Here is a 25,190-nt window from a genome sequence, read left to right as displayed (position 1 = left end):
TAGGAGGGTGTGACTCCGGACGAGATTGCGGTGGTGCGTGGTGAGTTGGAGGCATTCGCGGAGGAGGTGTTCGAGCCCTTCGCGCGCAATGACCAGCGCCGTTGGGGGCAGGTCTACCTGCGCGGGCTGCTGACCGACGGGCAGCGCAAGTCGGTCGAGCCGATGGCTGCCCGGCTGGGCGAGGACGGCAATCGTCAGGCACTGGCCAACTTCATCACCACCAGCCCCTGGGATCCCGCGCACATCCGGGCCCGGCTCGCTTGGCGGATGGAGGAGGCGATCGGACCCGAGGCCCTGGTCTTCGACGACACCGGGTTCCTCAAGGATGGGAGTGCGTCGGCGGGTGTGTCGCGGCAGTACACCGGCACCGCGGGCAAGGTCACCAACTGCCAGGTCGGCGCCTCCCTCCACCTCGCGTCCGACCATGCCTCGGCAGCGGTCAACTGGCGGCTGTTCGTGCCCCGGACCTGGGATCCTGCCTCACCGGAGGCCGATGCGGACAAGATCGCCCGCCGCAAAGCTTGCGGCATCCCGGACGATGTCGGGCACGTGGAGAAGTGGCAGCTGGCCCTGGACATGCTCGATGAGACCCGCTCCTGGGGACTGGAGGTGCCGCTGGCCATCGCTGACGCCGGATACGGCGACGCCGCCTCCTTTAGGCACGGACTGCAGGCCCGCGGCCTGAACTACGTGGTGGGAATCTCCACCACGCTCTCCACCCAGAGCGCCGACGCGGTGCCGGTGACCGTGCCGTACTCCGGGACCGGACGCCCGCCGGCGGCGAAGTATCCCGACAAGCCGAGATCGGTCAAGGAGCTGGTCATCGCGGCGGGCCACAAGGCGGCCCGGCCGGTGCAGTGGCGGGAGGGCTCGCGGCCCGGCACCGGCCGCTGGGGCCGCAAGCGGATGTACTCCCGCTTCGTGGCATTGCGCATCCGGCCTGCCGGGCGCGAGGTCCGCCAGGCCACCGACGGTCCGCACCTGCCCGAGTGCTGGCTGCTGGCCGAATGGCCTGCCGGCCAGAGCGAGCCGGTCCAGTTCTGGCTGTCCGACCTGCCCTCCGGCATGCCCCTGACCACACTGGTCCGCCTCGCCAAACTCCGGTGGCGCATCGAGCACGACTACCGGGAGATGAAGCAGGCCCTGGGACTTGCCCACTTCGAAGGCCGCACGTGGAACGGATGGCACCACCACGTCACCCTTGTCTCCGTCGCGCACGCCTTCTGCACACTCCAACGGCTGGCACGAGCCCCAAAAGACGCGGCGCCGGCCTGAGCCTCTACCAAGTCGTCCGCGAACTGCAGACACTCCTCGCCCTCTGGTCCGGTGCCTGCCCCACCTGCCACCGCGACATACCCACCCCGATACGAACCTGACCAAGCCCTACTAGGCATCGCCCTCGGAACCGCGCTGACCGCCCTGGTCTTCTTTGCCACCACCGGCGGCTCACCCGACGCCGGACTCAACCGCGGCGCGTTCATCGACGTGCTGTGGTGGATCGGCAGCCTCCTCGCCCTGCTGTGGGCCCTGATGTTCTGCCTGCCCAAGCAGGCCAACAATCGGGCTGAGTGAGCCACCCCCAGGTCCCGGCCACGACGCCGGCCGGGACCTGGTCCCTCAGCCGTCTACGTCCTCGCTGTCTTCGGTGTCGTCCGGACCGCAACTGCCGGGTGCGGTCGTGATGCCACAACGCACCTGGCCCCGCGGTCACGTGGTACAGCGGATTCGTCGGGGTGACTGCCGGACACGGCTCCCGGGCGGCCCTTCAAGGGGCGGAAGACCCGGATGCGCAGTTGGCGGAAGGCCCGCAGACGTTCGGCTGCGACGCAGCCGAAGCCTAGTACTCCAGCCGTAGATCGTGATCTTTATCCCGGACCCTTGACGGAGTGAGCACTCACTCCGATGCTTTTCGCATGGCAACAGCACCCAGTCGGCAGAGGGCACCGGCGATGGATCCCGATCACCGCCGGGAGATGATCGTTCGCGCTGCTCTTCCCCTTGTGATCGAGCGCGGCAGTGCGGTGACGACACGCCAGATCGCTCGGGCCGCAGGCATCGGGGAGGGCACCATATTCCGCGTTTTCGCGGACAAGGACGAACTCCTGGACGCATGTGTGTCCGAGGCGCTCAGCCCGGACAGCGCCCTCGCGGAACTGGCCTCGGTGTCCTTGGACCAGCCACTCACCGCCCGGCTGTCCGAGGCGGCCTCGGCGCTGCACGCCCACCTGGACCGGGTCGGCGCGGTGGTCGGCGCGCTCCACGCGACGGGCGGGCGCGGCCGGACGGGTCGTCCCGGCAGTGCTGGGGGCACGCCTGACCGTGAGGCCAGTTCCGCACGAGTGCGAGAGGCGCTCTCCGAACTCTTCGAGCCAGAGCGGGAGTCACTGCGCCTGTCTCCCGAGGAGGCTGCGTTGATCTTCCTCGGCCTCCAGTTCGTCGGTGCCGGCAGGCCCACGGAAGGAGATGAGCAGGCGAATACGTCGCCGCAGCTGAGTGTCCCCGACCTTGTCGACGTCTTCCTGCACGGCATCCTGTCCCAGCCGATCGAGACCTGAGAGAGGGATCATGTCAATCACGCTGAACCACACCATCGTTCCGGCCATCGATAACGAGGCGGCAGCGCGATTCTTCGCCTCCGTCATGGGCCTGGACTACGCAGGCCCAGACCGGCATTTCGCCCCGGTGCGGGTCAACGAATCCCTGACGCTGGACTTCATGTCCGTCGAGAACCCCACGGGCCATCACCTGGCCTTCGACGTCGACCCCTCAACCTTCGACGTGATCCTCACCCGGCTCCGCGCCGCCGGGGTGCCCTACGGCAACGACCCCGGAGAGCCCGGCAACAGCCGGATCGACCACCCGCTGTGCGCCCGCGGCCTGTACTTCGTCGATGATGCTCGCAATCTCTACGAGGTCATGTCCCCGAGGTGACAGCCCCCTGCAATCGAAACCGCAGGTTGACCCGTGCACAGTGACAATCGTGCTCAGTCGCGCGCGGCCTGCTGTTGACGGTAGTGGCTGGCGCCGGCCCGGGCTTGGTGGCGTCGTCGCCAGTGGGACCAGGCGAGGTGATGTGCGGCTGGGCGGACGGCTTTGGTGATGAGTGCTGTGAACAGGTGCTGAATCTCGTTGCAGGTCAACGGGATCAGCTCGTCCGGGGCTAGGTGGTGGTCGCGTTCGCGTGCGGTGGTCGCGGCCAGGAAGGCATGGGCGATCATCGCGAGGGTGACCCAGCGGTGCCAGGACGTCCAGCGTCTGACCTGGTGTTCGTCCAGCCCAGCCAGGTCCTTGGCGGCCCGGAACGTTTCCTCGACGGTCCATCTGCGCCCCGCCACCCGCACCAGCGGGGTCAGCGGCACCGAGTCGGCCGAGTAGCAGCGGTAGAAGGCGAGTTGACCACTGCCGCGGTTACGGCGAACGAGCAGATGGCGGTGACCGGGCCCCTCGTCTGCAACGTCGGCCAGGGCCCAGTCGTGGAAGCGGTGCCCCTTGGGGCAGGCGCCTGCGGAGAGCTTCTGCCAGGCCCGCTTCGGCAGCCTCTTGACCAGGGCATCGGCCGTCACCTTCCCCACCCGGGTGGGGATCTGGTGATCGCAGGCGACCGCGAGGACGTAACCGACCCGGCGGTCTTCCAGAGCGCCTCGCGGCTGCGAGTTGCCTCCGTAGACCTCATCCGCGGCCACCCAGGGCGCACGGACCCCAGCATCCAGGGTCCGGTCAATCATGCGGACAGCGAGTGCAGGCTTCGTGGCGAAGCGGACGGTGTCGGGGATCCCGGCCGCACGGCAGCGGACCGGGTCCTCGGTCCAGGAGCGCGGCACATATGGTTCCCGGTCGATCGCCGCGTGTCCGCGCGGGCTGGAATAGGCGAGGCAGACGGCCACCTGGACTGGCGCGGGGGCCGGATGCGGGGTGCAGGTGTCGGTCAGGGTGCGGTATGGGTCAGTGAAGTCGGGCGCGGACAGGGGCAGGTCCAGGTCGTCGTCGACGAACGCGTGATGGCGGAGACGGCGTCGTCCATGGCCGTAGCGATCACGGCTGACGCGAACGGAATCAGCGGGCGGGCGCAGGATGCGCAGGGTGGTCCGCATGGCAGCCGCACGGAGCGGCCTGGTCACCGAGTCAGATGCCTACACGAAGGGGCACGGCATCCGCACGTCCGTAGGCGAGCACCTGGGCGAGGACTTCGCGGAACTGGGACAGATCGGCGGGCGGCGCTTCGATGACGGCCTCGATGTCACTGTCCTTCAACCGCAGGGCTTCAAGCGCTTGCGGGTTGAGGGAGATCCGCAGGATGTTGCTTGTCAGCGTGGCCTCACGGACACAGCCGTACGCGGTGCCTTGTCCGGCTGTGACCAGGCAGTGGGTGTCCATCCCCAGGGCGACCTCTTGATCATCGGGTTCCTCCTCACCTGCCATGAACATCAAGATGAAGCCGCTTCCGTCTGTTCCTTCTGCAAGGGCGGCTTCTGTGAAGTAGCCATCGGGATCTATCTCCGTCGTGGCGGCACGGGCAGTGAATCGATGCGTCATGGCGGCGTTCTACCACCGCTGCTCCCTCAGGAGTCAGGCAGGTCGGGTTCCGGATCAGGCGGCCTTGCGAGTCGAGTCGTACGCCAATTGCACGCCGTGCCCGCACGCGTTGTTGGAAACCAGCTGTGATTCTTGGAACGGCCGCCGCGCCCCGGGAGGCCCGAGCGGAAGTTAAGCTCCGCTCATGTCCGAGCCCGGCCCCGACCCTCGTCTGCAGTCTCTGATCAACAAGCTCCGGCCAGGTCCAGTGAGACGTGTGACCGTCGCAGGGTTCGACGGAGCAGACGTCCTCGTCCTCCTCGGGGAGTTGAGCGGGGAGTTGAACGGGCACGACAATGAAGTCGGCCGTATCCCCCGGCATGAGGCGTCGATCCGTCGCGTCGACCACCCGTCCGAGATCCTCAAGGTGGGCCAGCAGATAGAAGCCGAGGAGATCGGACGCTGGGGAGAGCAGCTGCAGCTCTCGGCCCGTGCCTGCGAGAACCCAGAGCTACGCGCCTTCCTGGTGGCCATTCAGCCTGAGCAGATCATCTCCGGGACGGTGGCGGCAGTTCACAACTTTGGAGTCTTCGTCCACCTCGACGGCGAGCCCGACGGGCTCTGCACGGGGTTCATCCGCGTGCCCGACCTGTCGTGGTCGTGGATCAATCACCCGTCCGATGTGGTCGAGGTCGGCCAGCGGATCACTGGTGAAGTGATCATCTCTGAGACGCGTGATGGCCAGGTCACGATCTCCTTGAAAGCGCTGCTGGAAGACCCCCTCGTGGGGTTCGCTGATCAAACAGGCCATGTCCTCAAGGGGACCGTCACGAAGATCGTCCCGCTCGGCGTGTTCGTGCGACTCGCCCCCGGCATCGAGGGGCTGCTGCAGGTATCCGAGATGACCAGTTCGCCAGCCCAAACCCCAGAGCAACTCGTGAGTGAGGGCGAGCAGATCACGGTGCGGGTCGCGGAAGTCGACCTCCAGCGACGCCGCGTCAGGCTCTGCGCCCACGACTACTGAGTCCGGGGCGCCGGACGGCACTGCTCAGCAATGGGGGTGCCCGTTGACTGACCAACCCGGGGCGCCCTTGGGCTCTCAACGAACCACTTGGCAATGTGGTGTTGAGAGTTCGCGCTGCCCGCCTACCCGCCTGCCCGCCCCGGGGCAGCAGGAGCCACCGACCGGCCCCCGCCCCTTCGCCGACCAGCATGCGAGGCATCCGTATGCTCCGGTCATGAAATTCTTCGGACGGCGCGCCGGGCGGGCAACTATGTCTCCCGTTGCCCCGGACCAAGACCCTGTATGAGGCCGGGCGGTGTGCCGAGGCCCGCGCCGTGGCCCGGTCGCGGCCACGCGATTGGCCGGTCGCGCCAACTGGCTTAGTGCTTCGCCCTGCGAGGTGTGATGGATCCCAGGTCAGCTTCCGCAATGACCTTCCGCCTGGGCGGGGACGCGACGGGGTACAACGTTTGGAAACCAACGAGAGGGGTGCGCCGAGTGGACGCCAGCGTTGCAGCGATACTTGGTGCGGCGATCGGTGCTGTCGGCGGTGTAGGCGGCGGACTGCTCACCCTCAGCACGCAGCTCAGGAGCCTCGACGCTCAGCATCGCGCAGAGGAGAAGCGCTGGCTCGCCGATGTGCGCCGCGAGACCTATACAGGCTTTGTCACCTGCGCGAAGCAACTTTCCAATGCCGTCTGGAAGGCGTCCGATCTGCTTCACGGCGAAGGTGGTGTCGACGAATGGGAGAGTGCCCGCAGCAGTGTGCATGACGCCTGGACTCAGTTCAGTGCCGCGGCAGCGGCGGTCACGATGGCGGGCCCCCACACGGTGGCCGCGGCCGCTGAGGATCTGCGAGAAGCTCTGAGGCAGTGGGAGCTGTTGACTAGCACCTGGATTCGAGCCGCGATCCAGCAGGGTACGGGGCATCTCGAGGAGCACGACCGGCAATTCATGGCTGGGTTCGAGGCCAAGAAGCCCCTGGAGGTGGCGTTCCAGGTCGCCGCACGGCGGGCGTTAGGAACCGATACCTGAGTCGCCAGAAGCCGGGGTGGCTCAGAACGACAGCAGAGCCCGGATGCGGTTGCTGAGTGTTTCGCCTCGCCCCGATGTCTCAGCGGCACGAGTTGGTGTCAGAGGCGTCGGCTACCTTGCGGGTCATGGGAAATTCAGGCGGATCTTTGGCGACTCGGTCCACAGGGGAACTGCAACAGCTCATGCGGGGAGCCGGGTTCACGGACGTCGACGCCACGCATGCGTTGGCGGAGGGCTGGCAGGTCATGGACTTCGCCGACGCTGGACGGAACAGCCTGGCGAACCTCGTCCAGAGAACGGGGACACCGGCCGTCATGGTGTCCTTCCACGACAGCGATGTGGGATTCATTGAGGGCCTCACGCCGGACGGCAATAGCTGGGAAGGCCTACTCAACCGTGAGGTGGCGGAGAGTTACGAGGTACCGCTGGAGCATTTCCCCATCGAACCCGCAGTGGCCGGCGCACTCGCCTGGTCGGCCGCGGCCGGACTGACACCCGACGAGGAAGCCATCCGGCAGACGCTCACCGGGTCGGCCGTGTTCGCTGAAGAACTCTCCGCAGCCCTCATGGCTGCCCTGGGGCTACCCGGCGCAACCTAGCCTTCTCACGCCAGGACCTGGGGAATTGCGTGACCTTACCCCTGGAAGTGGCGCGATCGGTCACAAACAGTTCCTGGCCTGCCGGTTTGTCGTTGCCGGGTGCTGGCTTCGGGCAGTTCTGCTGCCCGCTTCCCCTTGCCCCCTATGCCCGAATCGCTGGGCGGTGGCGAATGCGCGGTGGGCCCCCACCTTGAAGGTGGGGGCGCTCACCGCCGTACCGCGAAGAGGAGAGGATCAGGCCGCGAGAGCCCAAGTCTTCACATAGCCAAGCATGTCGCTGACCGAGGTCGGATCCGAGGTTCGACCTTCGCACTGGCCACAGATGGCGGCATGCGCGCAAGCCTGCGGTTGCGCCGCCTCGGGCTGGGGCTTGCGTGCGGTCAGCCAGACCGCAATGTAGGCAGGCCCGGTCGTAATCACTGCTATGGCAATCTCGGTGAAGGCCATCGGTCTCACCCCCCGGCATGCTGTCGAGTTCGTACCACCATAGGGGCGGGGGGTGTCCACGGGAAGCGGCTGGCCGAAAAGGAACAATCGGGGCTGGATCAGGGCCCATACGTGGCTGGATGCGGGTGCAGAGGAGCGCTGGTCGCTCCTCCAACAGGGCACTTGCAGCTGGCCTTCGTGGGCAGCCAGGGAGCAGTTGCCGCTCAGCGCCGGTCGGCGCCCAAGGCTTCGCTCTCGCGCAGTACCACGAGTGCGAAAGCGAGACGCTTGTCCAGCCAGCCTTCCCGGTTGACGAAAACCCCGCACCGGCAGTCGGACGAAGAAGCCCATCCGCTGACCTGGCCGGGGCCGGAGCATGCTGATCCGGCCTGGCCGGTGTGTTTGGAAGCCGAGCAGCACTTGTGCGAGCCTGCTGCCACTCCTCCGAAAGGACCCTGATGCTCGGCATGGTTGTCTGGGACGTCCGTTCTCGCGCTTCGACGCGAGAGCGTTAACGGCCACCTGCCTCAACGCACACGCCTGTCCGATGGACAGGCGTGGGTCCAGCCTGCTCTTCGTCGAAGTGCTCTTCGTGCCCCCGCACGTTCGACCACGAGGAGTACGTGGTGTCCACCATTCACTGGACCACAGGCAACACCCAACAGTCCGCCCGCTGGCATTCCGAGAGCGCCGTTCCCCTTCCACACCGGACCGTCGCCGCCGACGACCGGATGAAGGCCAACGACGCCTACCGCCAGGCATGTGAGGGAACGGCCCTGCTCTGGCAGGGCGACTTCCACAACGCCCGGCAACTGCTGCAGGCGATGGGACGCCGCATCGACGGCAAAACGCCCAGGTCCGGCACTTCCCTGAGCGAGTCCTTCCACCTGCACCGGCGCAGCAGCAGTCACCGTGCCCGTGTCCTCGGCAAGCTCCTGGTGCTGCTGGACGACGACTACAGGCTGGCGTTGCGTCGGGCTCCCGACGTCCGCCAGGCGTGCGTGGAAGCCTATGGACCCCCAACGGGGTCCATGGCGGTCTCTCTCCGGGAACTGCTGGGAGTGATCGGCGCGCACCAATGGCGTCTTAAAGGGGTCGACGTGCCGGCGCTCGGCACCCGCATCCACCCCCATTTCGGCGTGTTCGCCCCGGTCAGAGGCGAGTACGTCGACCTGGTCGCCCACACGCCTCTTCCGTCGGCGATCCGGCTCGGTCCCGCCACCAGCACAGCGTTCGATCTCGGCACCGGAACCGGCGTCCTCGCCGCGGTCATGGTCCGCCGCGGAATCAACCACGTCGTGGCCACCGACATCAGCCCACGCGCCCTGGCCTGTGCCAGGGACAACGCCCAGCGGCTGGCACTGACCGACCGTATCGAGGTGTCGGGCCCCGGCCTGTTCCCCGAAGGCCGCGCCGACCTCATCGTGTGCAACCCGCCCTGGCTGCCCGCCCGTCCGACCAGTCCCATCGAACAGGGCGTCTACGACCCGGACAGCGCCATGCTCCACAGCTTCCTCGCTGGACTTTCCGACCACCTCCGGCCAGGCGGTGAGGGGTGGCTCATCCTGTCCGACCTGGCAGAGCACCTAGGCCTCCGAACACGTCAGCAACTGCTGGAGAGCATCCAGGCAGCACACCTCCGCGTGGTGGGCAAGATCGACACCAAGCCCCGACATCCACGCGCCAAGGACGCCACCGACCCACTCCACAAGGCACGAAGCGCCGAGACCACGTCCCTCTGGCGACTGACAACATGACCGGAAGCCCGATCACGCCACGGCATCTTGGCTCTCGCCATCCCCCTGGCGGGCAGCAGATCGCGACTGACTGGCCAAGGCCCGCGCGGCCACGGGTCCCGCCGGTCGGGAGGGAGCGGAGGGAAAATCGTTGCTGCCAGGGCGAGTTGAGGGGCCGCCCACGGAGAGACTCGGGGGCAAGACGCGAAACAGGAGGGACTGTCATGCGTATCCCGGGACCCGAGTACCAGGAGGACGGCGGGCTGAGCGCCGTGGCGGCTGCGGGCGGGCTGCACCGATATCAGTTACGCCTGCACGAGGCGTACGGACCCGTCGTGCGCTTCCAACTGCCGGGCGCCGACACGGCCGTGTCGGTCGCCGATCCCGTACTTCTGGAGGCCACGGCGCACCTCGACAAGCGGCCCGAGGATCTGTTCGCGTTCCTGGACCCACTGTGCGAGGCGGGCAACCTGCAAGTGCTACCCGCCGACGAGCACACGCCCTGGCGTCGACTGCTGCTCTCGGTACTCGCCGGACGGCCGGCTCATGAGCGGCACTTCGCGCGCTTCACCGAGCTGGCGAGTGAGCTTGCCGACCGCTGGGCCCGGCAGGCCGACGGCGAACCCGTCGAGCTGCAACAGGAGTTGACCGCGCTGTCGCTCCGTATGATCTGCGGGTTCGCGTTCGACGGTGCGGAGACCGATACGGACCGTGTCGTCGCCGCGTTCGAGGAGGTGCTCACCGAGCACCTCGGGCGGCTCTACCAGGTGCCGCGGGCCGACCCGCGCTCGGCGGAGCGGGCCGAGGCGGCCCTCGCGTTTCTGCGCGCGACGGTCGACCGCATGGTGGCGGCGCACCGCTCGGGCGGCCGAACCGACCCCAGCGACCTGATCGGGGCGCTCGTCGAGGCCGGTCAGAGCCCGGCGCGGATCCGGGACACCGTCATGGTGACGCTGCTGGCCGCCCACCACACCACCGGTGTCGCCGTCTCGTGGACGCTGCACCTGCTGGGCCGCCACCCCGACGCGGCCGATCGCGTGGCCGCGGAACTGGACCAGGTGCTGGGTGAGCGCGCCACGCCCGACTACGGCGATCTGCGGCGGCTGACGTATCTGGACATGGTGCTCAAGGAGTCGATGCGCCTGTTCCCGCCCGGCCCGTACGGAGCACGCGAGACGACCGAGGACATGGTTCTGGGCCCGTACGAGATCCCGGCCGGGACGACGGTGTTCTATCCGTTCTGGGCGGTGCATCTGAACCCTGAGCACTGGCCCGACCCGGAGCGGTTCGATCCAGAGCGGTTCACGCCTCGGGAGGTGGCCAAGCGGCCGCGGCTGGCGTACGTCCCCTTCGGGATCGGGCCACGCAGCTGCGAGGGCGCCGCTTTGGCCACGGTCGAGGCCCAGCTTGTGCTGGCGGTCCTCCTCAAGCGCCTGCGCTTTCGGCCCGCGCCGGGGCACGAAGTGACGCCGGTGGAACGGTTCGTACTGTGGGCGCGGGAGGGGATCCGAATGACGGTGCGGCCACGGGACCTCTAGGGCCTGGGTGATGGCGTGCCCCGCGTGCCGACGGAGCTGGGGGGGCGAGGTCGCCGAGGACGGCGTCCGCTCGGCCTCTTCGCGGTTCGCGTCGGGTGCGCGGACATCTCCGGCGGTGACCCCCTGTGCACCCGGGAGACCGGCGGGCCGTCGTACCTCATGACCCTCATGCCGGTTCTCCCGCTCACCCGGGCCGACCGGTGGCCCGCCCGATCCCACGCCTTCGCCGCGCACCCGCACCCCGGCTGAGCTGTGGGCCCGCTGGCGCGAGCACCGCCGCCGGCCACCGGTCTGCCCCGGAGGCGCCTCAGGCAGGGACGAAGACGTCCTCGTGGGCCCCGTCGAGGATGAATCCGTTGTCGAAGCGGACCCGCACGCTCACGCGAGGCGCCCGTTCCTGGAAGGCGGTCCACGCGGGTTCCAGAGAGGCGACCTTCTCTTCGAGCTGCCTCCTGCTCCCCGTGGGCATCCCGCCCCCGAAGGAGTCGAGCAGCGACTTGAGCCGTTCGTACTCGCGCACGTCGTCGCTCTCGTCCTGGTGGCCGACCACCTGCTCGACGGTCCCGCCGGTGCCCGCCGCCAGGGACAGGAACCCGACGACGACCCCCGATACCTCGGCCGAATCGGTCAGCGGGGTGTCCGCTGCCAGCACCACTCGCTGGCCTGCCTTCAGAGTCATTTACTTCCCATCTCCCCTGTGTCGGCTACGACCGCTCCCTCCGCTACGTCCGCGCGGTGCAGGAACGCCTCGACGAGGCGGTCGGTGAAAGCCTGGTCGACGGGTTCCGCCGTCACCAGGACGCGGTGGTAGACCGGTCCCACGAGTTGGTCGATCTCCGCCGCCATGTCGAGTCCGGCGGCGAGCTGGCCGCGTTCCACCGCGCGTTCCAGCGGGAGGCGGTCGCGTCGGCGCTGTTCGTCGAGGTACGCGGACCGCAGGGCGGCGGCGAACGCGGGGTCGTGCTGGGCGTGTCCGATGAGGGCCTTGAAGACGGCACCCGCGTCGGACCGCGTAAGGAACAGGGCCAGTTGGCGCAGGTGGGCGCGCAGGTCCGGGGCCAGGTCGCCGTGGTCCGGCGGCGTCAGGGCTTCGGCCGCGTCCTGGAGGAAGGCGTCCAGGAGGACGTCGGTCTTGGTCTTCCACCAGCGGTAGACGGTCTGCTTGGCGACGCCCGCGCGGGCGGCGATGCCCTCGATGGTGACGCCGGTGAAGCCCTTCTCGACCAAGAGGTCGTCGGCCGCCTCCAGTACTGCCTGCCGGGCCTGTTCGCTGCGGCCGTGCCTGTTGCCGTGGTGGCGTACCGCCGGTTGCGGCCCGGCCGCCGCGGCGGCCGTACTTCCTCGTTCCATGTCTGCCTCCTGGGGTCAGAGTAGGCCAGAACCTCTAGACGCTACGCAACGGTGCGTCTAGCCTAGGTGTATGACACCAACCAACACCCTCGAAGACCGCCGCGTCGTCTCCGCCCTCGACCGGATGTTCCGGGCCGCCGAGCAGGACGAGGCGACCAGCGGGCGGCTCCGGGCGGCGTGGCCCCAGGGTTCCGCGCCCCTCGGCGCGCAGGAGCAGGCCGACGCCAAGGCGGAGGTGTACATGCCGATTTCCGCCCAGGGTGGCCGCCTCCTCTACAACCTGATCCGGGCCGCCCGCCCCGCCACCGTCGTCGAGTTCGGCACGTCCTTCGGCATTTCCACGCTCCATCTCGCCGCCGCGGTACGCGACAACGGGACGGGGCGGGTGATCAGTACGGAAATGAGCGCCGCCAAGGCCGCGGCCGCCCGCCGGACGTTCACCGAGACGGGCCTTGACGACCTGATCACCGTCCTCGAGGGAGATGCCCGCGACACCCTCGCCGCCCTCGCCGACTCCGCGGACTTCGTCCTCCTCGACGGCTGGAAGGACCTGTGCCTGCCCGTCCTGCGACTCCTCGAACCACGCCTCGCGCCCGGCACCCTCGTCGTCGCCGACGACGTCGACCTGGAGGACCTCGCGCCCTACCTCGACTACGTCCGTGACCCCCGGAACGGCTACCAGAGCGTCACCTTCCCAGTGGAGGACGGAATGGAGATCAGCTGCCGCCTCTAGACCTCGTGTGACGTCGCGATCAGTTGTGGGTACCGCTGCCTTCGGAGCAGTTGTCAGCCCTGCGTATCGATGAGTGGGGTCGAAGGTGCTGGGAGGGGATATAGCGGTTGCGTCAGGAGCGTTCGATCTCGGAGGCATCGGCGATGGATCCGGCCGATGCTGAAGCCCTCTCCCGGGCGCGATCTACCGTCTGCTCAAAGGGGACGGACACGAAGATGCGCAGGTCCCACCGGTCGATGAGTTCCGGGCGCAGGAGGAAGACGCCGTCGAAGAGCAGGACGGCGTCTGCGGGGGCGGCCGTGACCGGCGGCGACGGTGGAGTGTCGGATTCCGTGTCGTAGGCCGCGTGTTGGAACTGTCGGTCTCCGCCTGGGCCCAGCGGATCGAGCAGGACCCGGCACAGCGCGGCGCGGTCGTGGGCGTCGAAGTAGCAGCCTTCGGCCGAGTACTGGCCGCGCCGGTAGCGCTGCGCACGGGGGAAGAGGAAGTCGTCGATGCTCGCGCGGATGACGTCGTGGTCCTGCGTGCGCAGGATGACGGCGAGCTCGTCGGCCAGCGTGGTCTTGCCGGAGGCGGGCGGCCCGTCGATGGCGACCCGCAGCGGGTGCGCGGTCCTGACGGACCTGATCGCCTCGGCCAGCCGACTGATGAGCTCGCTGCGGGTGCCTTGGTCCATTGCTGCCTCTCACGGCGTCTCTGTCTGGTACCGCACCAGGCTGAGGTCGCCGCCTCGCGTTCGACAAGGACGCCTTGTTCGAAGCGGGCGTTGGCGCGGACGAGGGCAACGAGTTGAGGTGCGGTGATCGCCCGTCGGCGTTGGCGGGGAGAACGGCCTGTGGCTCCATAGTCACCGAGTCACCGAGTCACCGAGTCACCGAGTCACCGAGTCACCGAGTCACCGAGCCGCCCAATCGCCACGCTGGCGCGAGTACCGGCGGGAGACTCTCCTCGGAAACTCACGCACCGGACTCAACAGAACAGCCCCGGCATCCCTTATGTACTCAGGACCGACAAGCCGACTGCTGGCAGCGTGCCAGAAGAGGCAAGGGAGAGAGGGAGGACGCGTTGGCTGACATCGTGGCTGTCGCTGGGCCCGTCACCATCATGGTGCTCACGATGCTCATCCGGCTTCGGAGGGGGCACGGGAGGATCGGGCCGTGGGAGGTGCTGCGGGAACTGGCCCGCGGTCGTTCAGCCACTGCGGCGGAGCGTGAATGCAGGGCCACTGCTGTCGAGGTTCTCGACCGTTTGCCCGCTGGCGGCAGATTGGACATGGTGGACGATCGCGGACACCGGCGCACCTACCATGTGTCCCCCCGGAGCGAGGGAAAACCCGTGACCTCGGCGCGCGCGAACCGTACGGCACAGTGAGGACCGCATGCCCCAAGGACCACCCGGATTCGAGGAGTTCTTCAGGTGTTACCACTCCGCGGTCTGCCGATATCTGCTCTGGCGTGAGGCGGAACAGAGCGTTCTGGAAGACGCCGCTCAGCTCACGATGCTCGCCGCCTACCGCTACTGGGAACGCGTGGGCGCCATGAAAGACCCCCGCGGCTGGCTGTTCAAAGTTGCCGGGCAGCGCCTCGACGACGCCCGGCAGGCACGCCACCGTCAGGGCCTGCTTCTCGACGCCGCGACGTTACGGGGCCGGATCGCCGCACAGGACGAGGTCGCCGCCTGCGATCTGCGCCTCGACATCGTCCACGCCGTCCGCAAGCTCCCGGCACGCCAGCAGGAAGCTCTCGTCATGCGGCTGCAGTTCGGCATGGGGTACGAGGAAATCGCGCAAGTGATGGAAGCGACCCCCGCAACGGTCCGCTCTCACGTCCACGCGGGCAGAAAGACCCTCAGGGTGATACTCGGGGACGGCGACACGGAAGGAGACCGCGCATGAGCATCGAAAGGCGTCTTCGGGCTGCTGTCGAAGCGGTCGACGAGCTGTGGTCCGGCGAGGAGGAGGCCGCCGAGCGGTACCGGCTCTTCCTCACGTCCCTGCAGCCCGGCCCGCTGCCGGATCCTGTCAGGGCGTCCATCGGCAGGCTGCTCGACGGACTGCGCGAGGAGGTAGGGGCCGCGTTGTACTTCGCGGTCTACGAAGAGGGCGAGGTGCGGGTTGTCACCGAGTCTGCAGGGCCTACTACTCCGGCCGTCAGCGAGTGGGTTGAATTCGCTCAGACCGCCCACGCCCACTCGTTCGGCAAGTGTCTACTCGCCCAACTCGACGCTGATGCCCGGCGCGACCACTTCGTGCGCCACAGGACAGCAAGGCTGACGTCGCGCACCATCACCGACGAACGCGTCCTCGTTCACAAGCTGCTCAAGGATTCCCCGGGCTCGCTCTTCCTGGACCTGCAGGAGTACGCCGTGGGCTCGGTCTCCGTCGCCGTCCCCGTCGGTGCCGCAGGCCGCATCGGAGCTGTGGCCGCCTATCTCCCCGTGGAGATGGCCCATCGCCTCAGAACCGTGGGCGATACCCTCCTGCGCCTGGTCTGCCCGGCACTCGACCTTGCTCTCACGGGAAGGGGCGACACCCCGCCGGAGAGCGTTCAATTGGAGGATCGCTTGTCGCCGGGCGGCGACCGAAGGGTCGCGGACGAGCCTTCCCAGGTCGGCGGGGCGATGGCCAAGGGCTGCTGAGGCGGGCCGACCCGGTGGAGCAGTGGCCGGCCGATCACGCCTTGGTGAGAACGGAGCCCTGAGCAGCAGTTCGCTCGGGCAGGCGGAAACAGAAGGCCGGCGCAGGTGTAGGGCCGGTAGATGGTGCAGCAGTTCCTTCGGGGCCCTGGTGCGACCGGTAGGCAGTACAGATTCCTCGCCTCCGGACTCCGTGCGGGGCTGGTCAACCGGCCACCACCGCCGCGAGTGCCACCACAATCACCACGCATGCAATGCCGAGCATCATGGTGCGCACCGAACTGAGCCGCTCGTAGACGGGCGGCTCAGTTCGGTAGCTGCACTCCTTGCCGTCGACGTGGGGTGAGTCGAGCCAGTGCGCAGCAAGGAGCGGGCCGTGGGCCGGTGGCTTCGTATCGCCGGTAGTCATGCTTTGGCAACGCTTCCGCTTGCCGTTGCGCTACGGGTGGTCAACCGTGGCGAAGCAGGCTCACGCATCTGGAGGACGGGCACTATTCCTCAGCGTGCCGAGCGAGCGGCCCGAGGCCCTGGTGATGAGTCCAGAAGCGAGGGCGCGTACCCCTGGTGGCGGCACCCCTTTGGGTGGGCGTTACGGTCCTCCTTCAGGGAGTCGGCGGGCAGGGGGGGGCTGGAGCCATGGTGGGGGCACGTATGGCAGCCGTGACATTGGCTGTGTGGGGGGCGCTGGTCGTCCTGTTGCTTGCGCCTTCGTTGCTGCCGGTGGAATGGCACTACTACATCTATTCGCCTGCAAGCGTGGGCTTGTGGATGCTTGCGATGCTCATCTCACCTTTTGTGGTGTGCGCCATGAAGTGGGACTGGATCAGGAAAGGCGGCACTCGGCGGATCTGATTCCGTGCAGTTCGCGTCGTGCGGTGGGGCCATGGCCATCGGACGGCTGGGGACTGTGCTGTGGGTACCGCGGAGGAGAACGACCACGGGTTTGCGGAAGGCCCAGCGTTCGTCTTGTGATGAACCCGGTGTCCTCCTCGGGGCTGTCAATGACCGGGCGACTGGGTGAAGTGCGCATGTGCAACGACGACGGGCCTGGGCATATAGCCGTCTATATCCTCGACAGCGAGAACCAGGGCCAGAGATCGGGATGTGTCGAATCGCCGGGTGAGGTCCCGGGCATAGGCCGGCTCAAAGATCACGGGCGCCGCCAGGGTCGCCAAGAAGCCACAACCCGCCATCATGAGCAGCCTGTTCTGCGTCGCGAAGGGGTTGCGAGCCAGCACTATCAGAGCGTGGTCTCGAACGTGCCCGCCCGAGCCGGAGATGCCGAAAGACGCACCACCTTCACGGGCTTCGATCCAGTATCCGTTGTCATCGCGCCGGAACTCATAGGGGGCGTTGACCCTGTCGGCATAAACGTTCCATACCTCGTTCATGGCAGGCCCGCCGATCAGGACGATGTTCTCTTCTGCGTGACCCCTCATGTCGAAGGCGGACGACCTCATGGTCGTGACCGAATGGATCCTCAGATCACGCGCGAGGCCCTGACGGATACTCATGGCTGCCAGGGCGTCCGACTCCCAGAGCGCCTCGCGATCATGGGCGCTGCCGACAACGGCAGTCACCGGGGAGCGACGGTTCACCCGCCACAAGCGAGTGACGGGGCGCGTGTTTCGGAAGTAGGCGACCAGAGTGCGTATGAGCCACCCGAGCAGAAAGGCAAGGAGAGATGCGACGAGGTTGACCAGCACATCAAGTGGCACGACCCACCCCGCCCCCACACTCGCGACGCTCCAGAGACAAGAACACCGCACCTCCCCTGCAAGCCAGGATGTCGCACGAGCGTGGGTCTGAGAAGAGCGCACCGCAGCCTTCGGCGCCACGGGCCGGTCGATAGCCGAATGATCATCGGGGCTCTGCTGTGGGGAGGAGCCCTTCCGCGCAGCATCGCCCGGTCGTGGGAGGGGATGCGGGACAGTCCGCGCGAGAGGGGCCGTCGCGTGCTGTTTGGGATTCGCGGGTCCCACAGCCCTGGGTATCTCCGTGAGATGCCCGCCCCTTTCAGAGGCGTTGCGTCCACCTGCACGGCATTGGGACGGGAGATGTGCGCGGCTGCTACTTCTGCCCGGGCGGAGCCTGACAGGTCGTCCTTGGCGGGGAGCCTGCCCGTGGTGAGGTAGAACGTTGCGGCCTTGTCCGCGCAGGGATTGCCGTCGGGCGCGTAGAGGACGCCGTGCCCCTCGCCGCCGGCGGCGGTGAGCATCCGGGAGCCGCGAAGAACCCGGTGCATGGCCATGTTCAAACGAAACCGGCTGGCCCACGAGTTGCACGACTCGATCGGGCACACCCTGACGGCCGCCACGATCCAGGCGGCGGTGGCGGGCGAGGTGCTCTGTGTCGACCCGGTGGCGGCGCGGGCTGCCCTGCGCAGCATCGAGGAGTCGACCCGGGCCGCCCTGGAGGACCTGGACTATGTGCTGGGCGTGCTGCGCGAGGAGAAGGCGGGAACGGCGCCGGCCCGGACCCTGGCCGACCTGCCCGAACTGCTCGACCGGCTGCGGCACGCGGGCGCGGTGGTGGAGCCGGAGCTGTCGGGCGACTACGCACAGGTGCAGGGAACGCTCTCCCGGGCGGCGTACCGGATCCTGCAGGAAGGGCTGACGAACGCGCTGCGGCACGGAGAGGGCGGCCCTATCCGGGTCAAGGTGGCGGCCGCGTCGGACTCACTGGAGCTCGACGTGGTCAACCGGACCGGAGGAGCTGGGAGCGGAACGAGCCCAGATGCCTTCCCGACGTCCGGGCACGGACTGCCCGGCCTCTTGGAGCGCGTGCGGCTCCTGCACGGCGACATCGAGGCCGGCCCGGACGGACCGGAGCACTGGCGGCTCGCGGTCCGCCTGCCAGTACGCTTGCCCGCATGATCGGCTCACCAGCGAGCGCAGCGGTCGCGACCGGCCCCGACGCGAGCGCAGCCATCACAACTGACACCGCCGACGCCTCCGGCTGCACCACACTTCTGATCGCGGACGACGACGCGGTGACCCGCAGCGGTCTGCGCACGCTGCTCGCCATGCAGCCCGGGATCACCGTCGTCGGGGAAGCCGCCGACGGCATCGAAGCGGTCGAGCGGACCCGGCAGTTGCGGCCGGACGTGGTCCTGATGGACGTACGGATGCCGCGCCGCAGCGGCATAGAGCCACTCGGCAGCTCCTCGCCGGGCCCGCCGACCCGCCGAAAGTCGTGGTGATCACCACCTTCGAGAACGACGACTACGTCACCGCCGCACTCAGCGCCGGGGCCAGCGGCTTCGTCCTCAAGCGGCTCCCCGTCCCCAAGATCGCGGAGGCGGTGCGGGTGGTCGCGGCGGGCGAGGCGATCCTCTTCCCGGCGGCCCTGCGCCAGATGGTCACCGCCCGCCCACGGGAATCCGCCGAGGCGCTGCCGCAGGCGGCGCTGGCGGGCCGGGAGGAGGAGATGCTGCGTCTGATGGCCACCGGCCGCTCCAACCCGGACATCGCGGAGTCGTGCAGGGTGAGCCTGGAGACGGTGAAGACACACGTCGGGAACGTGCTGACCAAGCTCGGCGCGCAGAACCGGACCCACGCCGTGGTGATCGCGTACGAAACCGGCCTGGTCGTCCCCGGGGTCACGGGCTGACGCGACATCAGGTGCCTTGCGTCGGCCGTCTGTGCCGCCGGACCAGCCTCCCGGGCGGTCGAGCCCCGGGAAACCTGCGGCCCGGGGCAGGCTCGGCTAGGGGAACCTGGTGAGTTGCCTGCGCTCGCGGTGGGAGAGGGGGAGGGCCGCGGAGGCGTTGCGGACCGGCTTTGCTCAGGCTTTCCTCGAAGTCAGGTGTGAGCCTGTGGCAAGATCGCGGGATGCTGCGACTCACCGATTTCATTATCGACTGCCCGGACACGATGAAGCTGGCGGCTTTCTACTCCGAGGTGACGGGCCGTCCGATCAAGGAAGGCAGCTCCGAGGACTGGGCCGGCATCCAGTTCGGCGAGATCGAGCTGGCATTCATCCGGGTCGAGGACTACCGCGCTCCGCAGTGGCCCGACACCGAGCACCCCAAGCAGTTCCACCTCGACTTCGAAGTGGACGAGATCGAGTCCGAGCAGCGCCGCGTCCTCGACCTCGGCGCGACGCTGAGGCAGGACTTCATCGGCCCCAACGGCTACGGCTGGCAGGTCTACACCGACCCGATCGGCCACCCCTTCTGCCTGTGCCGCAACAAGGGTGTCGTCTGGACCGACCAGGGCCCGACGTGGCCCAAGGCCAGCTAATCGGCTTGGACGAGGTTGGTTGCTGACTGTCGTATCCGGTCGCGTTGATGGGGCATGGCTTTCATGGCCTGGGCGACGGCCTCGCCGATGGCGTCGGTGGTGGTCTGGGCGCGTTGCGGGTGGTTCCGGTACTTCGGAGACGTCCAGCGCCGTGCCGGCGCGGCACGGTCGTTGTCGCCGCACACCCTGGCCGAACGCCCCAGGCGTGAGGCGTCCGGCAGGCTTGACCGCGCCGCCGTGGAGGCGCCGGGCCGCCGCGCGGACCGTGAGCACATTGCACTCCAGCAGGTAGGCAGCCTCCGGGGGCGGGCCTGCCGCGGCCGTGGGGCAGAGCAAGGGCGGTGACCCGCACGCGGTCACCGCCCTTCGTGCAGATGAGCGACGGGTCAGATGGTGGCCCCGTCGCCCACAACGCCGGAGAAGCCGAGCTTGTCGACGGCCTGGTAGTAGGTCCAGGCCGTCCCGTTGCACGTGGTCTGCGTCGCGCCGCTGTACCGAGCGCACACTCTCTTCAGGTCCTCGTAGAAGGCGCTGTCGACGCGGGCCTTGTTGGCGCTGAAGGTGCCCGCCTCCTTGTAGTTGCGGTACCCGAAGTCGTGCCGGGCGCAGGACGTCTTGAAGGGGAAGCCGAGGGGGTTGTCGGGCGAGCTGGAGCAGTAGTCGGTGGACCAGTTGAACTGGTACGCGCTCCAGGCCCCCTGGTTGGCATTGGCCGACACCCAGGCGTTGTAACTGCCCGCGTCGGTCTGGGTCCACTGGCTGAGCACCTGCGCCTTGTCAGCGGGCACGGCGGACGCGGGGGCGGCAGCCACTCCCATGGCCAGGGTGAGGGCAGCTGTGCTTACGGCGAGAGCGGTCAGTCGAGGGCGCATGGGGCCTCCTGTGGGGGGGGATGACACTTCCGTCTCAACAAGCTCTGTCATTCCCACAGTTGGCACTTCAACAAACGAGGCGTTCGCGTGAACTCCGTTTGACCGACAGGGGTTTGGGGCGACATCGGCAGTGGGCTGCGCGCTGTCGGAGCGGCATCCGTGTCGGCTCGGATGGTGGCGGTGAGGGTGTGTGCGCAGACGGCAATGCCTGTCCTGCCTGGGGCATGATGGCCCTGGCCTGCGCGCTTGCGGGATCCAGACAGGCGTCTGGGTCCCGCCCGTGAATGTGTCGGAGAAAGTCGACGCGTCGGGTTTCTCCGACACATGCTGTCGTGATGCCTACGGATGTGTTCGGCGTGCTGGCTAATCCGGTACGCCGCAAACTGCTCGAAAGCCTGCGTTCCGGGCCTCGCTCCACTGGTGAGCTGGCCGGGATGTTCGAGCTCGGGCGGCCCGCCGTCTCCGAGCATCTGGCGGTGCTTCGTAACGCTGGGCTGGTACGGGAGGAGCCGCGTGGTCGACACCGCTTCCACCACCTCGAACCGGCCCGGCTGGCCGAGGTGAGCGAGTGGCTGCATCCGTTCGAGCACTACTGGAAACAGCGTCTTGAGGCGCTGTCCGATCTCCTGGACGAGGAAGACGGAACGTGACGACCGAAAACGACACGATCACCTGCGAGAAGTTCCTCCCCCACCCCCCGGCGGCGGTGTGGAAGGCCCTGACCGAACCCGAGCTTCATGCCCGCTGGTGGGCCGCCGGAGATGTCAAGCCCGTCGTCGGACACCGCTTCACCTTCGACATGGGCAACAACTTCGGCCACCAGTCCTGCGAGGTGACAGAGGTGGACGACGAGCGTCTGCTGGCCTACCGGTTCGCCGAGGGCGTCCTCGACACCACCATCACCTGGACCCTGCACCCCGAAGACGGCGGCACCCGCCTCGTCCTGACCCACGCGGGCTTCGACCTCGACTCCCCGATGGGACGACAGGCTCTCGCGGGCATGGGCAACGGCTGGCCCCACGTCCTGGACAACCTTGCCCAGACCCTGGCCGCCACCGCCTGACCCGCACCGCGCGATGAGTCAGCCGAGCCGGTTCAGTGCAGTTGAACCGCACGGCCGTTCATCAGCGCAGTTGAACCGCACGGCCGTTCACCGGCTCTGCCGCCCAACTCGACGGCGACCGCACGAAGCCACTGCTTCGTGCCGAGGCTGGAGCGTCGATGCCGTTCGCCGAAGGTATTTCGTCGACAGGACGGCCGGTAGCAGAACAACCGCAACACTCGAAGCCAGACCTGCAACGTCTGCCCGGTCAGCGGCCGTTCGGCGAGACTTCGCTCGCAAGAGGAGTGCGCCCGCTGGGCTCTCGCCCGACGCCCCGGACACCGTGTCGTCGGGCCGCCGGTGGAACTCCGGTCAGAGTCCAAACGTGAATCCCCATCAAGGCTGAGGATGGGAGGGGGAGTTGGGAGGGGGCGTGGAAGCGGGGGGTGTGTCGTCGGCCGCGGGCTCCTGTGGTGGGTCGCTGAGCTGCTCGCGCAGATAGTTCCAGACCACCGCGATCAGCGCCGCTACCGGTACCGCGAGCAGGCTGCCCACGACGCCGGCCAGGTTCGCGCCCAGTGTGACCGCCAGCAGGATCACTCCCGCGTGCAGGCCCAGCCCCCGACTTTGGATGATCGGCTGGAACACGTTGCCCTCGAGTTGCTGCACCACGACGATGATCACCAGCACGATCAGCGCGTCTGTCAGACCGTTGGACACCAAAGCGATGAGCACCGCCACCAAGCCGGCGAACAGGGCGCCCACGATCGGCACGAACGCCGATACGAAGGTCAGTACCGCCAGCGGGAGCACGAGGGGCACACTCAGGATCCACAGGCCCAGACCGATGAAGATCGCGTCGAGCATGCCGACGAAGGCCTGGGAACGTACGAATGCGCCCAGAGTGTCCCAGCTGCGCGCCGCCACGATCGGGATGTCGGTGGCGAGCCGGCCGGGGAGCTGACGGGCGAGCCACGGAAGGAAGCGCGGGCCGTCCTTGAGGAAGAAGAACATCAAGAAGAGTGCCAGGATCGCGGTGACCACCCCGTTCAACACGGTGCTCACTCCTGTGAAGAGAGTGGTCACCATGCTGCCGACGCTGTCCTTGATCTGCGCGGTCGCCGAGTCGACTCCGCCTGAGATCTGGGCGTCGCCGATGTTGAGGGGTGGCCCGGCGGCCCACTGGCGCAACTTCTCGATACCTTCGGTCACGCCGTCGGTCAGTTCGCCGGACTCGGAGGCCACCGGCACGGCGATCAGCGCCACGATGCCCGCGGCGGCCAGGAGGAACAGCACGGTCACCACCGAGGCGGCCAGGGCGGGGGGCCAGCCGCGTCGGCGTAGGAAGTGGGCCAGAGGCCACGTCAGTGTGGTGAGCAAGAGGCCCACTATGAGCGGCCAGAGGACCGACCACATCCGACCGAGAATCCACAGGGCCGCCATGGCGGCGACAAGAACCAGCAGCAACTCGACGGAGACCCGTGCCGATCTGCGGAGCGCGGCAGCGGTTTTAGTGGAACTCAGCGTGGCAGGCATGGGGGACACCCTATTGATACGTCAGCAATAGCGGAGGCCGCCAACAGGTTCTCGCGCGGTCGTCGGGGTCGATGCGTTCGAAGTCCGCGGTGCTCAGCAGCGACGTCGACCGTCTCGCGTCCAGACTCCACCTGGCCGTAGTACTCCGGCAGGAGGTGGATGTTGTGTTGGCGCCGGTTGGAACCTTGCCCGCTTTGGGCGTCGAAGGCTGTGCGCTGGGCGGCGACCGCAAGTCCGGTGCCCACAGCACTCCTGCGCCGCATGATCGCCTACCGCGCCCGCGCCCCGCGCCCCGCGCCCGCGAACACGAGGAGGGCAGGGCGCTGTGGAGGTGACCACAACGCCTCGCGGTCGGAAGTGCGGGGCACGGCAGGCCGGCGACGTCGTGCACGCTCGGCGCCCCTGCGCCCAGTGACGGTTCGTAGCATCGTCCCCTCGCGCCTTGTGCACAGTGGCACACGACCGGTGACCTCCCCCGCCTCTAGCCTCGCCGCACCGGCGCGACAACACAACGATCGAGGGGCGGCCCCTGTGAACTGGCTGATCCATGACTACCGCGAGAGCGATCTCGCCGCAGTGGTCCACCTGATGGACACCACTGCCGAGCTCGGCCAGGAATCCGTCTTCTCCGTGGCGGAGTGCATCAGTGCCCTGACATCACGCCAGCCGGGCGTCGTCGCTGTCCACCAGGGCGTACCCATCGGGACGGCCCTGGCTTGTGTGGCGGGGGAGCGGGCCTGGGTGATGCGGATCGCGATTGCCCCGTCCTGGCGGGGGCGCGGCCTGGCCAGCGCACTGCTGGTAGAGCTGGAGCGCCGCCTGGTCGCCGCGCGGGTCGGGCGGATTTCCTATGTCCTGCCCGAGGAGGACCTTTTCGGCGATGGACTCCTCAACGCGGGCTACACCAGGCGGCCCGCCGTCGCCTACTTCGAGAAGGTCGAGCCGGTGCACGGGCCCGCCGCCAGCCTTCTCGACGATCTCGGTGGCCGGCTGTTGCCCGCTGACCTGTGGGCCAAGGTCGTCGGCATGGAGCGGGAGAAGGACCTGATCGAACGGCGGGTCGTGCTTCCGCTGGCCGAGCCGGAGCGTGCGGCTCTGCACGGTGTGCGACCGCCGCGCGCGGTGGGCCTGTTCGGGCCGCCGGGGACGGGCAAGACGACCTTCGCGCGTGCGATCGCCTCGCGGCTCGGCTGGCCGTTCGTGGAGATCCTGCCCTCACGGCTGGCGGATGGGGGCAATCTGGCGGCCGCGCTGCGCTCCGCGTTCGCGGCGATCGCCGAGCTGGAACGCGTCCTGGTCTTCATCGACGAGGTCGAGGAGATCGCCCCGGTCCGGCAGGAACCGGCGCAGCCCGGCGGGGTGCACGGGGTGACCAACGAACTGCTCAAGCTCATCCCGGGCTTCCGAGAGGGCGACGAGCGGCTCCTGGTGTGTGCGACGAACTCGATCCGCTCCCTGGATCCTGCCTTCTTGCGTCCCGGTCGGTTCGACTACCTGATCCCGATCGGTACGCCGGACAAGGCCGCCCGGGCGGCGATCTGGGCGCGCTACACGGACGGGCGAGCGGAGGTGGACATCGACGAACTGGTGACAGCGAGCGAGCTGTTCACGCCCGCTGACATCGAACACGCTGCGCGGATCGCCGCCCACAGCTCCTTCGAGCGCGATCTGGTCGCGGTCGGCGGGCAGGCGGCCGCCGCGGAGGCATTGCCGGGCGCGAGCACGGCGGACTATGTGGACGCGATCGCCCAGTGCCGTCCCACGGTGACGCCTCAGATGATCGACCAATTCGAGTCGGACATCACCACGCATGCCCGGTTCTGACCCAGCACGAACCCCCGGAGACTCGCTCGGTTTCCGGGGGCTCTGGCCGGTGGTGTGCGGTGTCCCGCTCCGGCTGCTCGCTGCCGGTGTGCGGCGCCGGTAGGTC

General features: G+C 68.2%; 27 protein-coding genes and 3 pseudogenes. 19 read left to right on the top strand and 11 right to left on the bottom strand.

The annotated features are described in order from the left end of the window. Window positions 1-9 precede the first annotated feature (9 nt). The 4 genes from OG302_RS02055 (at window position 10) to OG302_RS02040 (ending at window position 2,931) form a co-directional block, all read left to right on the top strand. The gene (locus OG302_RS02055; RefSeq protein WP_371525048.1) at window positions 10-1,275 is read left to right on the top strand and encodes an IS701 family transposase; all 1,266 of its coding nucleotides are present in this window, start codon (window positions 10-12) and stop codon (window positions 1,273-1,275) included. Window positions 1,276-1,326: 51 nt separating this feature from the next. Beyond that, on the top strand, window positions 1,327-1,572 hold the full coding sequence (locus tag OG302_RS02050; RefSeq protein ID WP_371525047.1) for a hypothetical protein: 246 nt from the start codon (window positions 1,327-1,329) through the stop codon (window positions 1,570-1,572). 341 nt (window positions 1,573-1,913) lie between these two features. Beyond that, window positions 1,914-2,555: a TetR/AcrR family transcriptional regulator gene (locus tag OG302_RS02045; protein ID WP_371525046.1), complete on the top strand. Its 642-nt coding sequence runs from the start codon at window positions 1,914-1,916 to the stop codon at window positions 2,553-2,555. Between the two features lie 10 nt (window positions 2,556-2,565). Continuing rightward, a complete protein-coding gene (locus OG302_RS02040; protein WP_371525045.1) occupies window positions 2,566-2,931 on the top strand; it encodes a VOC family protein in 366 nt (121 codons plus the stop codon). A 53-nt stretch (window positions 2,932-2,984) separates the two neighbouring features. On the opposite strand, the pseudogene OG302_RS02035 reads toward OG302_RS02040, so the two are convergent. Next, a pseudogene (locus OG302_RS02035) lies at window positions 2,985-3,887 on the bottom strand (IS701 family transposase); the annotation flags it as partial. A gap of 235 nt (window positions 3,888-4,122) precedes the next feature. Beyond that, window positions 4,123-4,533, bottom strand: a complete 411-nt coding sequence (locus tag OG302_RS02030) for a hypothetical protein (RefSeq protein WP_371525044.1) — start codon at window positions 4,531-4,533, stop codon at window positions 4,123-4,125. Between the two features lie 256 nt (window positions 4,534-4,789). Here OG302_RS02030 and OG302_RS02025 point away from each other — a divergent pair, with 256 nt between their 5' ends. The 3 genes from OG302_RS02025 (at window position 4,790) to OG302_RS02015 (ending at window position 7,149) form a co-directional block, all read left to right on the top strand. After that, window positions 4,790-5,536 carry a S1 RNA-binding domain-containing protein gene (locus tag OG302_RS02025; RefSeq protein WP_371525043.1) on the top strand — a complete coding sequence of 249 codons (747 nt, stop codon included), beginning with the start codon at window positions 4,790-4,792 and terminating at the stop codon, window positions 5,534-5,536. Window positions 5,537-6,013: 477 nt separating this feature from the next. Beyond that, window positions 6,014-6,550, top strand: coding sequence for a hypothetical protein (locus OG302_RS02020; RefSeq protein ID WP_371525042.1), 537 nt, complete (start codon window positions 6,014-6,016; stop codon window positions 6,548-6,550). 245 nt (window positions 6,551-6,795) lie between these two features. Further along, window positions 6,796-7,149, top strand: a complete 354-nt coding sequence (locus OG302_RS02015; RefSeq protein WP_371525041.1) for a hypothetical protein — start codon at window positions 6,796-6,798, stop codon at window positions 7,147-7,149. A 234-nt stretch (window positions 7,150-7,383) separates the two neighbouring features. Here the strand turns inward: OG302_RS02015 and OG302_RS02010 are convergent, their stop codons facing one another. Beyond that, a complete protein-coding gene (locus tag OG302_RS02010; protein WP_371525040.1) occupies window positions 7,384-7,596 on the bottom strand; it encodes a hypothetical protein in 213 nt (70 codons plus the stop codon). Between the two features lie 605 nt (window positions 7,597-8,201). Here OG302_RS02010 and OG302_RS02005 point away from each other — a divergent pair. Together OG302_RS02005 and OG302_RS02000 are read left to right on the top strand one after the other, a co-directional pair. Further along, window positions 8,202-9,332: a methyltransferase gene (locus tag OG302_RS02005; protein WP_371525039.1), complete on the top strand. Its 1,131-nt coding sequence runs from the start codon at window positions 8,202-8,204 to the stop codon at window positions 9,330-9,332. A 203-nt stretch (window positions 9,333-9,535) separates the two neighbouring features. Next, window positions 9,536-10,849, top strand: a complete 1,314-nt coding sequence (locus OG302_RS02000; RefSeq protein WP_371525038.1) for a cytochrome P450 — start codon at window positions 9,536-9,538, stop codon at window positions 10,847-10,849. A gap of 307 nt (window positions 10,850-11,156) precedes the next feature. On the opposite strand, the gene OG302_RS01995 is transcribed toward OG302_RS02000, so the two are convergent. Together OG302_RS01995 and OG302_RS01990 are read right to left on the bottom strand one after the other, a co-directional pair. After that, window positions 11,157-11,528, bottom strand: coding sequence for a hypothetical protein (locus tag OG302_RS01995; protein ID WP_371525037.1), 372 nt, complete (start codon window positions 11,526-11,528; stop codon window positions 11,157-11,159). Beyond that, window positions 11,525-12,199, bottom strand: a complete 675-nt coding sequence (locus OG302_RS01990) for a TetR/AcrR family transcriptional regulator (RefSeq protein ID WP_371525036.1) — start codon at window positions 12,197-12,199, stop codon at window positions 11,525-11,527. The genes OG302_RS01995 and OG302_RS01990 overlap by 4 nt, the downstream gene beginning before the upstream one ends. A gap of 70 nt (window positions 12,200-12,269) precedes the next feature. Between OG302_RS01990 and OG302_RS01985 the strand changes: the two genes are divergently transcribed. Continuing rightward, on the top strand, window positions 12,270-12,932 hold the full coding sequence (locus OG302_RS01985) for an O-methyltransferase (RefSeq protein WP_371525035.1): 663 nt from the start codon (window positions 12,270-12,272) through the stop codon (window positions 12,930-12,932). 112 nt (window positions 12,933-13,044) lie between these two features. Here the strand turns inward: OG302_RS01985 and OG302_RS01980 are convergent, their stop codons facing one another. Further along, on the bottom strand, window positions 13,045-13,608 hold the full coding sequence (locus OG302_RS01980; protein WP_371525034.1) for a cytidylate kinase family protein: 564 nt from the start codon (window positions 13,606-13,608) through the stop codon (window positions 13,045-13,047). Between the two features lie 702 nt (window positions 13,609-14,310). Between OG302_RS01980 and OG302_RS01975 the strand changes: the two genes are divergently transcribed. Next, window positions 14,311-14,826: an RNA polymerase sigma factor gene (locus tag OG302_RS01975; protein WP_371525033.1), complete on the top strand. Its 516-nt coding sequence runs from the start codon at window positions 14,311-14,313 to the stop codon at window positions 14,824-14,826. After that, complete coding sequence (locus tag OG302_RS01970) at window positions 14,823-15,569, top strand: IclR family transcriptional regulator C-terminal domain-containing protein (RefSeq protein ID WP_371525032.1); 747 nt, start codon at window positions 14,823-14,825, stop codon at window positions 15,567-15,569. Before OG302_RS01975 ends, OG302_RS01970 begins: the two co-directional genes overlap by 4 nt. Window positions 15,570-15,771: 202 nt before the next feature. Here the strand turns inward: OG302_RS01970 and OG302_RS01965 are convergent, their stop codons facing one another. Continuing rightward, window positions 15,772-15,975, bottom strand: coding sequence for a hypothetical protein (locus tag OG302_RS01965; protein ID WP_371525031.1), 204 nt, complete (start codon window positions 15,973-15,975; stop codon window positions 15,772-15,774). Window positions 15,976-16,217: 242 nt separating this feature from the next. On the opposite strand from OG302_RS01965, the gene OG302_RS01960 reads away from it, so the two are divergent. After that, window positions 16,218-16,418: a hypothetical protein gene (locus OG302_RS01960; RefSeq protein ID WP_371525030.1), complete on the top strand. Its 201-nt coding sequence runs from the start codon at window positions 16,218-16,220 to the stop codon at window positions 16,416-16,418. 146 nt (window positions 16,419-16,564) lie between these two features. Here the strand turns inward: OG302_RS01960 and OG302_RS01955 are convergent, their stop codons facing one another. Together OG302_RS01955 and OG302_RS01950 are read right to left on the bottom strand one after the other, a co-directional pair. Beyond that, complete coding sequence (locus OG302_RS01955; protein WP_371750393.1) at window positions 16,565-17,284, bottom strand: hypothetical protein; 720 nt, start codon at window positions 17,282-17,284, stop codon at window positions 16,565-16,567. A gap of 443 nt (window positions 17,285-17,727) precedes the next feature. Then, a pseudogene (locus OG302_RS01950) lies at window positions 17,728-17,784 on the bottom strand (hypothetical protein); the annotation flags it as partial. Between the two features lie 31 nt (window positions 17,785-17,815). Between OG302_RS01950 and OG302_RS01945 the strand changes: the two are divergent. The 3 genes and pseudogenes from OG302_RS01945 to OG302_RS01935 all read left to right on the top strand — a co-directional run bounded on the left by OG302_RS01945 (window position 17,816) and on the right by OG302_RS01935 (window position 19,810). Then, entirely contained in the window at window positions 17,816-18,442 is a 627-nt protein-coding gene (locus OG302_RS01945) for a sensor histidine kinase (RefSeq protein ID WP_371525029.1), read from the top strand. After that, window positions 18,439-19,178, top strand: a pseudogene (locus tag OG302_RS01940) (response regulator). The gene OG302_RS01945 and the pseudogene OG302_RS01940 overlap by 4 nt, the downstream one beginning before the upstream one ends. A 221-nt stretch (window positions 19,179-19,399) precedes the next feature. Further along, the gene (locus OG302_RS01935; protein WP_371525028.1) at window positions 19,400-19,810 is read left to right on the top strand and encodes a VOC family protein; all 411 of its coding nucleotides are present in this window, start codon (window positions 19,400-19,402) and stop codon (window positions 19,808-19,810) included. Between the two features lie 386 nt (window positions 19,811-20,196). On the opposite strand, the gene OG302_RS01930 is transcribed toward OG302_RS01935, so the two are convergent. Then, window positions 20,197-20,682, bottom strand: a complete 486-nt coding sequence (locus OG302_RS01930) for a phospholipase (RefSeq protein ID WP_371525027.1) — start codon at window positions 20,680-20,682, stop codon at window positions 20,197-20,199. Between the two features lie 335 nt (window positions 20,683-21,017). Here OG302_RS01930 and OG302_RS01925 point away from each other — a divergent pair, with 335 nt between their 5' ends. Both OG302_RS01925 and OG302_RS01920 read left to right on the top strand, forming a co-directional pair. Beyond that, window positions 21,018-21,332: an ArsR/SmtB family transcription factor gene (locus OG302_RS01925; protein ID WP_371525026.1), complete on the top strand. Its 315-nt coding sequence runs from the start codon at window positions 21,018-21,020 to the stop codon at window positions 21,330-21,332. After that, on the top strand, window positions 21,329-21,745 hold the full coding sequence (locus OG302_RS01920; RefSeq protein WP_371525025.1) for an SRPBCC domain-containing protein: 417 nt from the start codon (window positions 21,329-21,331) through the stop codon (window positions 21,743-21,745). Before OG302_RS01925 ends, OG302_RS01920 begins: the two co-directional genes overlap by 4 nt. A 375-nt stretch (window positions 21,746-22,120) precedes the next feature. Here the strand turns inward: OG302_RS01920 and OG302_RS01915 are convergent, their stop codons facing one another. Continuing rightward, complete coding sequence (locus OG302_RS01915; protein ID WP_371525024.1) at window positions 22,121-23,260, bottom strand: AI-2E family transporter; 1,140 nt, start codon at window positions 23,258-23,260, stop codon at window positions 22,121-22,123. Window positions 23,261-23,791: 531 nt separating this feature from the next. Here OG302_RS01915 and OG302_RS01910 point away from each other — a divergent pair. Then, a complete protein-coding gene (locus tag OG302_RS01910) occupies window positions 23,792-25,084 on the top strand; it encodes an ATP-binding protein (RefSeq protein WP_371525023.1) in 1,293 nt (430 codons plus the stop codon). Window positions 25,085-25,190: the final 106 nt, after the last annotated feature.

The sequence above is a fragment of the Streptomyces sp. NBC_01283 genome, assembly GCF_041435335.1.
Classification (GTDB): domain Bacteria; phylum Actinomycetota; class Actinomycetes; order Streptomycetales; family Streptomycetaceae; genus Streptomyces.
This window is presented reverse-complemented; position numbering and strand designations above follow the sequence as displayed.